Source organism: Pseudomonas sp. Leaf129, assembly GCF_001423465.1.
Taxonomy (GTDB): domain Bacteria; phylum Pseudomonadota; class Gammaproteobacteria; order Pseudomonadales; family Pseudomonadaceae; genus Aquipseudomonas; species Aquipseudomonas coleopterorum.
This window is the reverse complement of record NZ_LMOC01000007.1, coordinates 263,174-275,617: the sequence shown is the minus strand read 5'-3', so window position 1 is coordinate 275,617 and position 12,444 is coordinate 263,174. Positions and strand designations below refer to the sequence as shown.

Annotated in this window: 18 protein-coding genes and 1 tRNA gene; 8 read left to right on the top strand and 11 right to left on the bottom strand. The window is 58.2% G+C overall.

Annotation, left to right across the window (positions count from 1 at the left end):
• Positions 1–8 precede the first annotated feature (8 nt).
• From ASF66_RS12830 to ASF66_RS12810, 5 genes are all read right to left on the bottom strand, one after another.
• The gene (locus ASF66_RS12830) at positions 9–782 is read right to left on the bottom strand and encodes an EAL domain-containing protein (RefSeq protein WP_056844114.1); all 774 of its coding nucleotides are present in this window, start codon (positions 780–782) and stop codon (positions 9–11) included.
• Between the two features lie 90 nt (positions 783–872).
• Positions 873–1,490, bottom strand: a complete 618-nt coding sequence (locus ASF66_RS12825) for a TPM domain-containing protein (protein ID WP_056844113.1) — start codon at positions 1,488–1,490, stop codon at positions 873–875.
• Between the two features lie 18 nt (positions 1,491–1,508).
• Positions 1,509–2,264 carry a TPM domain-containing protein gene (locus tag ASF66_RS12820; protein ID WP_056844112.1) on the bottom strand — a complete coding sequence of 252 codons (756 nt, stop codon included), beginning with the start codon at positions 2,262–2,264 and terminating at the stop codon, positions 1,509–1,511.
• Positions 2,261–2,860 (bottom strand): LemA family protein, encoded by a 600-nt coding sequence (locus ASF66_RS12815; protein ID WP_049861160.1) that lies wholly within the window; start codon positions 2,858–2,860, stop codon positions 2,261–2,263. The genes ASF66_RS12820 and ASF66_RS12815 overlap by 4 nt, the downstream gene beginning before the upstream one ends.
• Positions 2,861–3,120: 260 nt before the next feature.
• Positions 3,121–3,339 (bottom strand): hypothetical protein, encoded by a 219-nt coding sequence (locus tag ASF66_RS12810; protein ID WP_043192846.1) that lies wholly within the window; start codon positions 3,337–3,339, stop codon positions 3,121–3,123.
• A 123-nt stretch (positions 3,340–3,462) separates the two neighbouring features.
• Here ASF66_RS12810 and ASF66_RS12805 point away from each other — a divergent pair, with 123 nt between their 5' ends.
• Positions 3,463–3,642, top strand: a complete 180-nt coding sequence (locus ASF66_RS12805) for a hypothetical protein (RefSeq protein WP_056844111.1) — start codon at positions 3,463–3,465, stop codon at positions 3,640–3,642.
• Between the two features lie 42 nt (positions 3,643–3,684).
• Here the strand turns inward: ASF66_RS12805 and ASF66_RS12800 are convergent, their stop codons facing one another.
• Both ASF66_RS12800 and ASF66_RS12795 read right to left on the bottom strand, forming a co-directional pair.
• Entirely contained in the window at positions 3,685–3,930 is a 246-nt protein-coding gene (locus ASF66_RS12800) for a hypothetical protein (protein ID WP_056844110.1), read from the bottom strand.
• A gap of 142 nt (positions 3,931–4,072) precedes the next feature.
• The gene (locus ASF66_RS12795; RefSeq protein ID WP_056844109.1) at positions 4,073–4,336 is read right to left on the bottom strand and encodes a hypothetical protein; all 264 of its coding nucleotides are present in this window, start codon (positions 4,334–4,336) and stop codon (positions 4,073–4,075) included.
• A 161-nt stretch (positions 4,337–4,497) separates the two neighbouring features.
• Here ASF66_RS12795 and ASF66_RS12790 point away from each other — a divergent pair, with 161 nt between their 5' ends.
• Positions 4,498–5,265 (top strand): hypothetical protein, encoded by a 768-nt coding sequence (locus ASF66_RS12790; protein ID WP_056844108.1) that lies wholly within the window; start codon positions 4,498–4,500, stop codon positions 5,263–5,265.
• Positions 5,266–5,270: 5 nt separating this feature from the next.
• Here the strand turns inward: ASF66_RS12790 and ASF66_RS12785 are convergent, their stop codons facing one another.
• From ASF66_RS12785 to ASF66_RS12775, 3 genes are all read right to left on the bottom strand, one after another.
• Positions 5,271–5,672, bottom strand: coding sequence for a VOC family protein (locus tag ASF66_RS12785; RefSeq protein WP_056844107.1), 402 nt, complete (start codon positions 5,670–5,672; stop codon positions 5,271–5,273).
• Between the two features lie 78 nt (positions 5,673–5,750).
• Entirely contained in the window at positions 5,751–6,359 is a 609-nt protein-coding gene (gene yecR, locus ASF66_RS12780) for a YecR family lipoprotein (protein ID WP_236707105.1), read from the bottom strand.
• 26 nt (positions 6,360–6,385) lie between these two features.
• Positions 6,386–6,461: transfer RNA gene (locus tag ASF66_RS12775), tRNA-Thr, on the bottom strand.
• Between the two features lie 252 nt (positions 6,462–6,713).
• On the opposite strand from ASF66_RS12775, the gene ASF66_RS22090 reads away from it, so the two are divergent.
• Entirely contained in the window at positions 6,714–7,115 is a 402-nt protein-coding gene (locus ASF66_RS22090) for a pilin (protein ID WP_082484666.1), read from the top strand.
• Between the two features lie 28 nt (positions 7,116–7,143).
• On the opposite strand, the gene ASF66_RS23250 is transcribed toward ASF66_RS22090, so the two are convergent.
• A complete protein-coding gene (locus ASF66_RS23250) occupies positions 7,144–7,548 on the bottom strand; it encodes a prepilin-type N-terminal cleavage/methylation domain-containing protein (protein ID WP_156463187.1) in 405 nt (134 codons plus the stop codon).
• 231 nt (positions 7,549–7,779) lie between these two features.
• On the opposite strand from ASF66_RS23250, the gene pilB reads away from it, so the two are divergent.
• From pilB to yacG, 5 genes are read left to right on the top strand one after another with little or no spacing between them, the layout of a single operon-like run.
• Positions 7,780–9,477 carry a type IV-A pilus assembly ATPase PilB gene (gene pilB, locus ASF66_RS12770; RefSeq protein ID WP_056844105.1) on the top strand — a complete coding sequence of 566 codons (1,698 nt, stop codon included), beginning with the start codon at positions 7,780–7,782 and terminating at the stop codon, positions 9,475–9,477.
• A gap of 3 nt (positions 9,478–9,480) precedes the next feature.
• On the top strand, positions 9,481–10,698 hold the full coding sequence (locus tag ASF66_RS12765) for a type II secretion system F family protein (protein ID WP_056844104.1): 1,218 nt from the start codon (positions 9,481–9,483) through the stop codon (positions 10,696–10,698).
• A 3-nt stretch (positions 10,699–10,701) separates the two neighbouring features.
• Complete coding sequence (locus ASF66_RS12760) at positions 10,702–11,574, top strand: prepilin peptidase (protein ID WP_056844103.1); 873 nt, start codon at positions 10,702–10,704, stop codon at positions 11,572–11,574.
• The gene (gene coaE / locus ASF66_RS12755; RefSeq protein WP_056844102.1) at positions 11,571–12,194 is read left to right on the top strand and encodes a dephospho-CoA kinase; all 624 of its coding nucleotides are present in this window, start codon (positions 11,571–11,573) and stop codon (positions 12,192–12,194) included. The genes ASF66_RS12760 and coaE overlap by 4 nt, the downstream gene beginning before the upstream one ends.
• Complete coding sequence (gene yacG, locus ASF66_RS12750) at positions 12,191–12,394, top strand: DNA gyrase inhibitor YacG (RefSeq protein WP_049861149.1); 204 nt, start codon at positions 12,191–12,193, stop codon at positions 12,392–12,394. The genes coaE and yacG overlap by 4 nt, the downstream gene beginning before the upstream one ends.
• Positions 12,395–12,444 lie beyond the last annotated feature (50 nt).

Here is a 12,444-nt window from a genome sequence, read left to right as displayed (position 1 = left end):
CCCTTCGCTCAATGCTTGAGCGGTAGCTTGCCAATGGCAGGACGGGCGAACAGGTAGCCTTGCTGGAGGTCGATCCCCAGCCCTTGCAGCGCAGTGCTTTCGCCGACGGTTTCCACGCCCTCGGCCACGACGGTGATGTTCAACTTGCCGGCCACCAGTACGATCCCCGCCACGATGGCTTGGCGCACCAGGTCGTGATCAAGATCGCGAGTCAGTGCCATGTCGATCTTCAGCACCTTGGGCTGGAAGGTCGCCAGCAGATTCAGGCCCGAATACCCTGACCCGAAGTCATCGATCGCCGTGACGAATCCCTGTTTCTCGTATTCGCTGAAAATCGACTGCAAATGCAGCGGGTCGTCCACACGCTCGCCTTCGGTCACTTCGAACATCAGCCGATTCAGCGGAAAGCCGAATTCGCGGGCTGCTTCGAGCGTGGCGCGGATGCACGTTTCAGCGCGGTAGACGGCCTTGGGCAGGAAGTTGATGCTGAGCAGGCAGTCGGGGAGGTCCAGCAGACCCCAACGGGTGGCCAACTCGATGGCCTTGACGCGGCAGGACTGGTCGAAACGGTAGCGATTGCCGTCGTTGACCTGGCTCAGGATGCTGTACGCAGACTCACCGTTGATGCCACGCACCAGGGCCTCATAGGCCCACGGCTGCCCGCTGCGCACGTTGAGGATCGGCTGGAATGCCATGGTGAAGTCGAAACCCAGGGCATCCAGGTTTCGACAGTCGGAGCAGCCAACCGCTTTGAACGGCTGAGGGAAAATGATCGGGCTCATGGCGAGGCTCCGTGGGCAAAGTGCGAATGATAGCGTAATGCCACTTTGACAGCTCGTAACCTCGTTAGGTCCATTGGCAGGGCTGAGCGGTCAGCCCAGCACGACCAACCGATCAGGCAACTCGTTGCGAGGATGGGTTACAGGTACGTGTTCACGTAATACCTCACCGCACGCCTGGATACAACCCACGAAGCCCTCCATCGTTTCACCCCGCTTGACCCGCGCGGTGAACGCCTCGACGATCGCGTTCCAGGTATCATCGCCAATTCGGCTGGAAATTCCCTCGTCCACCAGGATTTCCACGTACCGTTCCGCCTCCGAAACGAAGATCAACATTCCCGTCGCGCCTTGGGTGTGGTGCAACTTGCGCTCCAGGAACTGCCGACGGGCCATGTTGGCCGCACGCCAGTGACGCACACGGCGCGGCACCAATGCCGTGGTCAATGCGGGAATGCGGAACAGCAGCCCCATCACGATGAAGGTCGCCCACTGCGCCAGCAGCAACTGGTGAGCATTCAGCCAACCGGGGTAATAGTTGATCAGGCCCGGCACCAGCAAGGCGATCAACCCGGCCCACAGCAACGGAATGTAGGTGTAGTCGTCGGATTGCGGTGCGAGCACCGTAACCAGTTCGGCGTCGGTGTGCAGTTCGGCCTCGGCAATGGCCGTGGCCACGCGCTTCTGCGCGCTTTCGTCCAGTAATGTCATGCTGCGTACCTGCTCGATTTACCAGCCACCCGATGCACCCCCGCCGCCGAAGCCGCCGCCACCGCCACCAAAACCGCCACCGCCGCCGCCGAAACCACCGCCGCCACGACCGCCGCCGAGCACACTGCCCAGCACCGCACCGGTGAGTACCGAACCGCCACCACCGCCTCGACCGCCACGCCCGCCTCCCCCACCACGGATCATCACGATCACGATGATGATCAAGATGAGAAACGCCGGCCACGGCAGGCGCTGCTGCTCCTGACCCTGCGCATTGCTGCGCTGGGGCTCGGCCAGTGGATCACCGCCCAGCACCTGCAACATGGCGGCCGCGCCAGCACGAATGCCACCGGCGAAATCGCCCTGGCGGAACGACGGCACGATCACGTTATTGATGATGATGGAGGACTGCGCGTCGGTGAGCTGCCCTTCCAGACCGTAGCCCACTTCGATGCGCACCTTGCGCTCGGCCTTGGCCACGATCAGCAGGGCGCCATTATCCTTGCCCTTCTGCCCGATGCCCCAGGCGCGTCCGAGTTGATAGCCGTAGTCGGCGATATCCGTGCCTTGCAGATCCGGTACGGTCACCACCACGACCTGCTCGGAGGTCGCCTGCTCGTGTGCTTCGAGCATCTGGCTGAGCTGACTGCGGGTCTGCCCGTCGAGCAGGCCCGCCTGGTCCACCACCCGGCCGCTGAGCGCTGGAAACTCCAGCGCTCCGGCGGTGGCGACCCACAGCAGCATCAGCAGCGGCAGGCACCGCCATGGCTTCATTGGAACTTCACGCTCGGCGCTTGCTCGGCATTGGGTGCCGTGGCCTTGAAGTTCTCGCGAACCTTCTGGTCACGGTACATGGTCATCTGCCACAGCTTGCCGGGGAAGGTGCGGATCTCGGTGTTGTACTTCTCGACCGAGGCGATGAAGTCACGACGTGCCACCGCGATGCGGTTTTCGGTCCCTTCTAGCTGCGACTGCAAAGCCAGGAAGTTCTGGTTCGACTTCAGGTCAGGATAGCGCTCGACCGTCACCATCAAACGGCTCAAGGCACCGCTGAGTTGCTGCTGAGCCTGGTCGAACTGCTGCAGCTTGGCTGGATCGTCCAGGGTATTGGCGTCGACCTGGATCGAAGTGGCCTTGGCCCGCGCCTCGATGACCCGGGTCAGGGTGTCCTGTTCCTGCTTGGCGTAACCCTTCACCGTTTCTACCAGATTGGGAATCAGGTCGGCACGACGCTGGTACTGGTTCTCCACCTGAGCCCAGGCCGATTTCACCTGTTCGTCATATTGCGGAATGTTATTGATGCCGCAACCACTGAGCAGCGTGGTGAACATCAACACGGTCAGCAGCCGTGTGCGCAGAGAAATGGTCATGGCGGGGTCAAGCTCCTTGGAAGGCAGCGCAACGAGGCGCTGCAACGCGCCGACATCCGGTTCGGGTCGACGCTTGAATAAGAGAGGTTAGCAGGCCTGGATGGGCGAAACGCCAAATCGCAGGCAAAGAAAAGCCCGCCGACGGGGAGGAAAGCGGGCTTGAAGAAGGAGCAAGGTCAACATTACGCCCGAGAATGTGAACACCGCGTGAAACGGATGTGAACGGACAGTTAGCTGCACTTTTCTCCTTTTTCACGACATCAACGACCGTCTGCGATCTTGCGTTCGATCTCGGCGGTCTTGCGCTGCAAAGTCTCGGCGTCCTGCTCTTTCTCCTTGATTGAGGTGGGCGTGATGACCTTGTCGACGCCTTCGGTCGCCGGGGTTTCGTTCTCGATATCGCGCTCGACCACGTTCACGGGCTTGCCGCTCGCGTCGAGGGTCGGAGCTTTCGGCTGGATTTCATCGCGTGTGGTCATAGTAAGAAGCCTCTGATGTTAGGTAACGATTCGAGGCTTTGCAGGCGAGGTAAGTTCCTGTGCATAACTTTTGACCGCACGTTACCCACAGGCACGGGTCACAGTTTCTTTGGGAGGAAAACCATGGCCATTTCAGTGAAGAAACTCGAAGGCGATGACGTCCCCGAGCAATACCGTGCACAAGGCATGGACCTGGTGTTTCAAGTACAGGACGCCGAGGGCGAGCTGCACATCCGCACCAACGACGAAGAGGCCGCCGCTCTGGCGGTGGAGTTCAGCGAAAAGGACCAGGCCAGCAAGTGACCATGGATGGCATGTACAGCCTTGCTGACGTACATGCCCGGCCTAACGGCTGAGCAACCAGACCCCAGCGCAGATCAACCCGGCCAGCAGCGTACCGCCGAACAAGGCGTACTCCAGCTTGGTGCGATTCAGCGAGTCGATTACCTGCTCGATGTACACCTCGATGTCAGCCGCTCGGCGGCGCATCTCCAGACCTTCGATAATGTCCTGCACCCGCGCATCGAGCAGCGGCGAGACGCACAGATAGACCGAAGCGTAACTGGCGAGAATGATAAGAAGGTACTTCACGGTTGGCTTCCTTGCCCAAAATGTAATGCGGGCGCATGTGCGGTCGACAGACGCGGTGAAAACGATACAGGTCGAAGCGAACAATCGCCATGGTGGGAGCGCTCCCCTCGATTGCGTCTGCCGATTGCGTCACAGCCCTCCGTCACAAATGCTTTTTCGCCTCCTTGTCGAGGTGTTTGTCGGCCTTGTGCCGCTCATCATCGTCATGTTTGAGGCCTTTATCGACCTCGGCGGCGTCGTGTTTAACGCCCTTGTCGATTTCCTTGGCATCGTGCTCGACACCTTTGTCGAGTTCTCGATTGTCGTGACGAATGCCCTTGTCCAGTTCATCTTCAGCCTGCGTGGCAGGCGCCACGGCACAGATCAGCAGCAAAGCGGTAGCGATTGAAGGGACCCACTTACTCATGGCAACACTCCTGTTTGAACGGCTGGGGCCACTGACTCCATCGACCCTAACGGTAGTAGATGCACACGAACCGCGCCAGAGTGCGCCAGACAGATGACCGCCCACACACTGGCCTATCTAATCCTGTAAAACGTACGAACCAAAAACAACGAAACACGCCCATGACCGTTTTCTACCTCAAGCTGCTCATCACCCCGCTGCTCATGCTCTCGATCTCCATCGCCGCCAAACGCTGGGGCACCCATGTCGGTGGCTTGCTCTCGGGGCTTCCGGTGACGTCGGCCGTGGTGATGCTGTTTCTGAGCCTAGAACAAGGCCCTGGATTCGTGGCGATGGCGGTACCGGGCGCTCTGGCAGGCGTTGCCGCGATACAGGCGACCTACCTGTTCTACCTCACCGTGACCCGGCGCCTTTCGGCATTCCTCGGCTGCGTGGCAGCGCTGGCCTTCTACGTGGTTGCCGCCTTGCTCATGAACTGGCTGGGCTCACTCCCCGCGTCCATTGCGGTCACCCTGTGCCTGATCGTCGTACTGATCATGGCCACCTCAAGAACCGGCGAGCGGCCGGCTAAACCGGTGCCGGTGCCCAGCTGGATCATCCCGATGCGGATGCTCACCGCCACCCTGCTGCTCCTGCTGATCACCGCCGGCGCACAGTGGCTGGGCCCCGTCGTCAGTGGCTACCTGGCGCCCATCCCCATCATCGCGTGGCCACTGGCCGTGTTCGCCCACGTCCAGGGCGGACGCCAGGAACTCGCCGCCATCGTGCGAGGCAACGCCATTGGCGCCGTCGGCGTGATCGGCTTCTACCTCAGCCTGCAGGGAATGGTGACGCAACTGGGCATACTGCCCGCCGTCGCGACGGGCGTGGTCTTGGCCGTAGTGATCACAGCCGTCGTCGCGCGACTGGCCAACCTGCGACGGATGTAAACGGCCTAGGCCATATCCGAGGTGTACACGAAACATAACTTGTTGCCCTCGGGATCCCGACAATAGGCCCCGAAATAGTCCTGCGCATACTGCGGCCGCAAACCCGGCGCGCCCTCGTCCGCGCCGCCGTTATCCAACGCCGCCTGCCACGCATCCCGCACCTGCTGCTGCGACTGCGCCGCAAAACTCACCTGCATACCGTTGCCCCACGTGGCTGGCAGACCGTTGAACGGAAGCTGGACGTAGACCTGAGGCCAGGGCCTGCCCGGCCGCTGCCAACCGGCGCCGTCTGGACCGCCGTCGTTTTCCTCGGGGATGCGGATGAGGCCCAGGGTTTGGAGGACGTGGTCGTAGAACGCGAGCATTTTTGGGAGATCGCGGGCGCCGATTTGGATGTGGCTGAACATGGGGGGCTCCTGGGCATGTCGTGTGGGCTATGCATGAGAGCAACCGAGCTGGACAGCTTCTGCCCTGCCTGCGATTCACTACTGCGCCATGATTGCCTGATATCTCTTTTGATATTCGTCGTAAGGCAAGTTCTGCTGCATCAGCAAATCGATCTGCCGTTCGCGGTATTCAGAGGACGATAAGGGTGCAGGCGCGGTACTGGGCGCGGCTTGGTAGGGTGCAGTTGCCTGTCGAGCAGGTACGGCAACCGGGACTTGGCTTGGGCCAAGGTAGTTGAGTGGCGCAGACACGCTGCCGAGGTTGCCAAGGCATTGGTATTTCTTCGATACACGCCATGCGGAACAGTCGCCGTAGCCGCGTCTGAGCGTGCATTCCTGGTTTGTTCCGCCAAAAGGCTCGGCGTCGACATAACCCCATAAAGAACACTTGGAGCGGGCGATGGCATACGCCTGCTGCTGATCGACCACGGGGGTTTCGAAGCTACTGAATTCGTACGCAACGTCAATGACGCCATCTGCGCGACTTCCGCCTGTGGCCTGGAAGTCCTTGTGCGTGGCGCAGCCTGCAAGGGTCGCCAAAAACACGAAAGCCGCTGTTCGGCGGCTGAGGTTTAGGAGAGGCATGTGATATCCGTATTCTGAGTTCTTGAGCAGCGGTGCTACATCAGGCTTGCTGCGGCTGGACATCTAAACCTGACACAGCTGATTTCGAATGGTGCCGGGGATAGGAATCGAACCTACGACCTTCGCGTTACGAGTGCGCTGCTCTACCGACTGAGCTACACCGGCTGAATAAGTGTGACGCTAGCATCATATGTCAACGCTCACAAGCATAGGTATGACATAGGCCAAGTAGCAATCTGTAGATGTCGGTTTTTGACAAAAAACGTCACATTGCATTCGCTTACGAACGCTTTTCTGAGCATTAGACCATCTGTGAGCTGCTTGATTAGGGCCTTGACCGAAATGTGGCACACAGCTTGCTCTACTCAGGAACGCGCCTCCGTTGGTGCTATTACATTACCTGGAGAAGGGCTAGACATGAATAATTCGCAAAAAGGCTTCACACTCATAGAACTGATGATTGTGGTAGCAATTATCGGCATTTTAGCTGCCGTAGCTATTCCGCAGTATCAAAACTATGTCGCGCGCGCTAACGGCGCTAGTGCAGTTGCGACATTGGATGCAGCTAAAACTCAGGTTGCTATGAACATGCAAGAAGGAGTGACCACGCTTTGCACAGGCGTAAGCCTTCCAACCAGTGCTACATGTGATACCAGTACAGGCAAACTGGTTAGCGCCCAAATTGGTAGCGGCGGTTCGGCCACGACTGCGACCTTGACCCCTACCAATGCTACTACTGGAATTACATGGGTATGCAACGTAAGCAATTCTAAGTCTGCTACCACAGTTTGCCCCGTAACTCCAGCTGCGGCCGGATAACAAACCTTATAGCAGCCCCAAAGTTTTCTTACAAGCATGCTTTGGGGGCTGCTTCATGTGGTGTTATCTCGCAAGACCACAGAACTACTCCGCCACTCGACGTGGGCGTTAGCTTAACAACAATATCAGTCCCCCCTAAAGCTGCGGTGTTTTGGAGCGCACCACTTTCGCTGTTACAGGTGATACTTGAGAGGAGCGACTTAGGACACAGCTCTCCTCCAGATTGCCAGCTTTCAGCCACTATCAACTTGGGACCTTCAAGCTCGGCCAAAAGCCTCCCGGCCTTTACTTTGAGAAGGTAATTGCTGAGCATCGGCAATGTCAAAGCTACCAGTACCCCCATGATCGCGACGACAATCATCATCTCAATTATTGTAAACCCATGAGATTTTCCTCGTCCTTGACCGCTTCCCTGACGTTCTCGAATTGGCAACTTGACTTCTCCTTAAGAGTAAACTATTGACATTACTCAAATCGCCCCACTTGCAAGCGACCATAGCAAGATAATATCCTCGACCACTGGCGCGCTGAGGGTGAGAGTTGTAGTTGATATATAGCGCTAGACGATGATCGTACACCTTTTCATGATCCCGGAACACCAACTCTCATTGGCATAGACTCTCATTTAGGCTATAAACATTCCAAGCTCGCATCAGGTATAGAGATGAACGACATCACCCTTAGCGGCTTGGCCAGACAGCTGGTGCAAGCTGAGGTAGTCACGGATAAGGTCGCGCAACAGGCAGTTCTACAGTCGCAAAAGGCCCGAATTCCTTTCGTCCATTTTTTGGTACAGAACGACTTGGCTGGCAGCCGTGTGATTGCAGAGGTTGCCTCTGAGCAGTTCGGGGTGGCGGTACTGGACTTGAGCACTGTGGATTTTGAGTCCCAGCCTAAAGCACTTGTCAGCGAGAAGCTTATTCGGCAACACCACGCGCTACCTCTATGGCGCCGAGGTAACAAGCTTTTTGTGGGGCTATCTGACCCGACCAACCATCAAGCAGTGACCGACATCCAGTTCAGTACTGGCCTGACAGCGGAAGCAATTCTTGTCGAGGACGACAAACTTACCATTGCCATTGAGAAATATTTTGACAATGCTAGCACAGGCCTTGAGGACCTTGGCGATGTCGACTTAGATGGCGTGGATGTCGAAGCAGTTGATGACAGATCGGACACCCCAACCACACAGGACGCCGACGACGCACCTGTTGTACGGTTCGTCAACAAAATGCTACTCGACGCAATACGAGGCGGATCATCCGACCTTCATTTCGAGCCATACGAAAAAATCTATCGAGTCCGCTTCCGCACTGACGGAATGCTGAAAGAAATAGCCCGCCCCCCTATCAACCTGGCCAGCCGCATCGCTGCCCGCTTGAAAGTTATGGCCAGCCTGGACATTTCCGAACGTCGCAAGCCTCAGGACGGACGGATCAAGATGCGGATATCCAAGAGCAAGTCGATCGACTTCCGTGTGAACACTCTCCCTACGCTGTGGGGCGAAAAGGTGGTCATGCGTATCTTGGACCCGTCCAGTGCGCAGATGGGTATTGACGCGCTTGGCTATGAGCCGGAGCAAAAAGATCTTTACGTTCAGGCTCTCAAACAGCCACAAGGCATGATTCTCGTCACGGGCCCCACAGGCTCAGGCAAAACGGTTTCGTTGTACACCGGGCTGAATATTCTCAACACCATTGATATCAACATCTCGACGGCAGAAGATCCCGTCGAAATCAATATGGAAGGCATCAATCAGGTCAATGTCAACAACCGCCAAGGGTTGGATTTCGCCCAGGCGTTGCGGTCGTTCCTGCGCCAAGACCCCGATGTGATCATGGTCGGCGAGATCCGGGATCTTGAAACGGCTGAAATCGCGATAAAAGCCGCACAAACAGGTCACCTGGTTCTGTCTACACTTCACACCAACAGCGCTGCGGAAACGCTGACACGCTTGCAAAACATGGGTGTTGCCAGCTTCAACATCGCGACCTCTGTCAGCTTGATCATTGCTCAACGATTGGCGCGAAAATTGTGTGTCCAGTGTAAGCGAGAGGTTGAGATTCCTCGGGATGCACTGATCGAAGAAGGCTTTCCCCTGGAGTCCATTGGTACGTTCAAGATATTCGAACCGGTAGGCTGTGAGCACTGCAACGGCGGTTACAAAGGCCGCCAGGGGATCTACGAAGTGGTCCGCAACACCAAAGCCTTGCAGCAGCTGATCATGGAGTCGGGTAACTCCATAGACATTTCAGCGCAGATGCGTCGAGACGGGTTCCCTGACTTGCGCACCTCCGGGCTGCGCAAGGTCATGCAGGGTGTAACGAGCCTCGCTGAAATCAACCGCGTCACCAAGGATTAAGTAATGGCTGCGAAGGAGCAAAAATCCAGCACCTACGTATGGGAGGGAGCCGATCGTAGGGGGACCAAGGTCAAGGGTGAGATGAGCGGCCACAGCATCCCCTTGATCAAGGCGCAGCTGCGCAAGCAGGGTATAAATCCCGGCAAGATCCGCAAACGCTCCACCCCGTTGTGGAGGAAAGGCAAGAAGATCAAGCCTAAAGATATTGCATTGTTCACTCGCCAAATGGCGACGATGATGCGTGCAGGCGTGCCTCTGTTGCAGTCCTTCGACATCATTGCAGAGGGCGTGGACAACCCGAACATGGCCAAACTGGTTGATGAAATCAAACAGGAAGTAGCTGCTGGTAATAGCTTTGCGGCCTCTCTGCAGAAGAAGCCCGAATATTTCGACGAGCTCTATTGCAGTCTCGTGAACGCAGGTGAGCAGGCTGGTGCACTTGAGACCTTGCTTGATAGGGTTGCCACCTACAAAGAGAAAACCGAGGCACTCAAAGCGAAGATCAAGAAAGCCATGACGTATCCAATAGCGGTGCTTCTGGTCGCTATCGTGGTGTCCGGTATTTTGCTGATCAAGGTGGTTCCGCAGTTCAAAGAGGTGTTTTCCAGCTTCGGTGCGGAGCTTCCAGCGTTCACACTCATGGTGATAGGGCTGTCCAATGCCGTTCAGGAGTGGTGGTTCATCATTCTCGCAGTAGCTATCGCGGCCGGCTTTGCCTTGAAACGGCTGCACAAGACCAGTCAGAAATTTCGAAATTCGGTCGATCGGTTCACGCTCAAGATTCCTATCGTGGGCCAGATCATCTACAAGTCGTCGGTTGCGCGATATGCCCGTACCTTGTCCACAACATTCGCAGCAGGTGTTCCGCTTGTGGAAGCTCTGGATTCGGTGTCGGGCGCAACCGGCAACATCGTTTTCAAGAATGCGGTTAATTCGATCAAAGCAGATGTGTCCACAGGCTCGCCTCTGAATCAGTCGATGCGCACTACCGCCGTCTTCCCCACCCTCGCCATCCAAATGACCGCCATCGGCGAGGAATCCGGCGCCCTGGACGACATGCTGGACCGCGTGGCAACTATCTACGAAGCCGAGGTCGACAACATGGTCGACAGCCTCACCAGCCTGATGGAACCCATGATCATGGCGGTTCTTGGTGTAGTGGTAGGCGGCCTGGTTATCGCGATGTACCTCCCCATCTTCCAACTCGGCAACGTAGTTTAAGAAATGCCATTAATCGACCCATTAGCCTTCTCCACGTTGGCCCTAGTCGCCTGCGCCCTCCTCCTCGGCCTCATCATCGGCAGCTTCCTCAACGTCCTCATCCATCGCCTGCCCATCATGCTCGACCGCGACTGGACCACACAGTCCCGGGAAATGCTCGGCCTGCCACCGGAGCCCGCGGGCGCGACCTATAACCTCCTGCTCCCCCACTCCGAGTGCCCGCACTGCGCGCACAAGATCCGTGCCTGGGAGAACATTCCGGTGGTGAGCTACCTGATGCTGCGCGGCAAGTGCTCCAGCTGTCGGGCGAAGATCAGTCTGCGTTATCCGCTGGTCGAGTTGGCCACGGGCCTTCTCAGTGCGTTCGTGGTGTATCACTTCGGCCTGGGCTGGGAGGCGGCGGCGTTTCTGGTGCTGACCTGGGGGCTGCTGGCGATGAGCCTGATCGATGCCGATCACCAGTTGCTGCCGGATGTGCTGGTGCTGCCGCTGTTGTGGCTGGGGTTGATCGTCAATGGGCAGGGCTTGTTCACGAACCTGTATGACGCGCTGTGGGGCGCGGTGGCCGGTTATCTCAGCTTGTGGCTGGTGTATTGGGCATTCAAGTTGATCACCGGCAAGGAAGGCATGGGCTACGGCGATTTCAAGTTGCTGGCCATGCTGGGGGCCTGGGGTGGCTGGCAGATTCTGCCCCTGACCATTCTGCTGTCGTCGCTGGTGGGGGCGGTGCTGGGGGTGTTGATGCTGCGGATGCGCAACGCGCAAACCAGTACGCCGATCCCGTTCGGGCCTTATCTGGCCATCGCGGGGTGGATTGCATTGCTGTGGGGTGATCAAATAACCACTTCATACATGCAGTTTGCCGGGTTCCGATGACAACAGCTGTGGATAAACCGTGGGTGCTGGGTCTGACCGGTGGCATTGCCAGCGGCAAGAGCGCGGCGGCGCAGCGCTTTGCCGAGTTGGGCGTGCACGTGGTGGACGCCGACCAGGCCTCGCGCTGGGTGGTGGAGCCGGGGCGTCCGGCGTTGGCAGCGCTGGTCGAGCGCTATGGCGCGGCGCTGTTGCAGGCCGATGGCAGCCTGGATCGCGGAGCGCTGCGCAAGGTGATCTTCGAGGATGCGCAGGAGCGGCGCTGGGTCGAAGCGTTGTTGCACCCGCTGATCGCCGAGGAAATCGCGCAATCGCTGGCAGCGGCAACGTCGCCCTACGCGGTGTTCGTATCACCCTTGATGGTCGAGTCCGGCCAATACCGCATCACCCAGCGCCTGCTGGTAGTGGATGCGCCCGAGGCCGTGCGGGTCGCGCGGACACTACTGCGGGACCACACCACGCCGGAGCAGGTCCAGGCGATTCTGAAAGCCCAGGCCAGCCGCGAGCAGCGGCTGGCGCTGGCGGACGATGTGCTGGTCAACGATCGTGATCTGGCATGGCTGCACTCGGAAGTCGAGCGGCTGCATACTTTTTACCTGACTTTGCGTGGAGGCCGAGAATGAGCCAACCCTTGACCGTTGATTGCCCGACTTGCGGGGCGCCGGTGGAATGGACGGCAGCGAATGTGAACAGGCCGTTCTGTTCCGATCGTTGCAAACTGATCGACCTGGGCGCCTGGGCGGCCGAGGAGCACAAGATTCCGGTCAGCCCGGATGCCGAGGACGAGCTGTTCAGCGAGGACCTGCCACCGCGCGGTCATTGAAGCAGCGTTGCATTGCGCGATTGTGATGCAGTCTTCGGGATGCAACAATT

Bases quoted from the DNA above. Each gene is read 5' to 3' on its own strand.
- ASF66_RS12830 (WP_056844114.1), bottom strand. From the start codon at position 782: ATGAGCCCGATCATTTTCCCTCAGCCGTTCAAAGCGGTTGGCTGCTCC.
- ASF66_RS12825 (WP_056844113.1), bottom strand. From the start codon at position 1,490: ATGACATTACTGGACGAAAGCGCGCAGAAGCGCGTGGCCACGGCCATT.
- ASF66_RS12820 (WP_056844112.1), bottom strand. From the start codon at position 2,264: ATGAAGCCATGGCGGTGCCTGCCGCTGCTGATGCTGCTGTGGGTCGCC.
- ASF66_RS12815 (WP_049861160.1), bottom strand. From the start codon at position 2,860: ATGACCATTTCTCTGCGCACACGGCTGCTGACCGTGTTGATGTTCACC.
- ASF66_RS12810 (WP_043192846.1), bottom strand. From the start codon at position 3,339: ATGACCACACGCGATGAAATCCAGCCGAAAGCTCCGACCCTCGACGCG.
- ASF66_RS12805 (WP_056844111.1), top strand. From the start codon at position 3,463: ATGGCCATTTCAGTGAAGAAACTCGAAGGCGATGACGTCCCCGAGCAA.
- ASF66_RS12795 (WP_056844109.1), bottom strand. From the start codon at position 4,336: ATGAGTAAGTGGGTCCCTTCAATCGCTACCGCTTTGCTGCTGATCTGT.
- ASF66_RS12790 (WP_056844108.1), top strand. From the start codon at position 4,498: ATGACCGTTTTCTACCTCAAGCTGCTCATCACCCCGCTGCTCATGCTC.
- ASF66_RS12785 (WP_056844107.1), bottom strand. From the start codon at position 5,672: ATGTTCAGCCACATCCAAATCGGCGCCCGCGATCTCCCAAAAATGCTC.
- yecR (WP_236707105.1), bottom strand. From the start codon at position 6,359: ATGTCCAGCCGCAGCAAGCCTGATGTAGCACCGCTGCTCAAGAACTCA.
- ASF66_RS22090 (WP_082484666.1), top strand. From the start codon at position 6,714: ATGAATAATTCGCAAAAAGGCTTCACACTCATAGAACTGATGATTGTG.
- pilB (WP_056844105.1), top strand. From the start codon at position 7,780: ATGAACGACATCACCCTTAGCGGCTTGGCCAGACAGCTGGTGCAAGCT.
- ASF66_RS12765 (WP_056844104.1), top strand. From the start codon at position 9,481: ATGGCTGCGAAGGAGCAAAAATCCAGCACCTACGTATGGGAGGGAGCC.
- ASF66_RS12760 (WP_056844103.1), top strand. From the start codon at position 10,702: ATGCCATTAATCGACCCATTAGCCTTCTCCACGTTGGCCCTAGTCGCC.
- coaE (WP_056844102.1), top strand. From the start codon at position 11,571: ATGACAACAGCTGTGGATAAACCGTGGGTGCTGGGTCTGACCGGTGGC.
- yacG (WP_049861149.1), top strand. From the start codon at position 12,191: ATGAGCCAACCCTTGACCGTTGATTGCCCGACTTGCGGGGCGCCGGTG.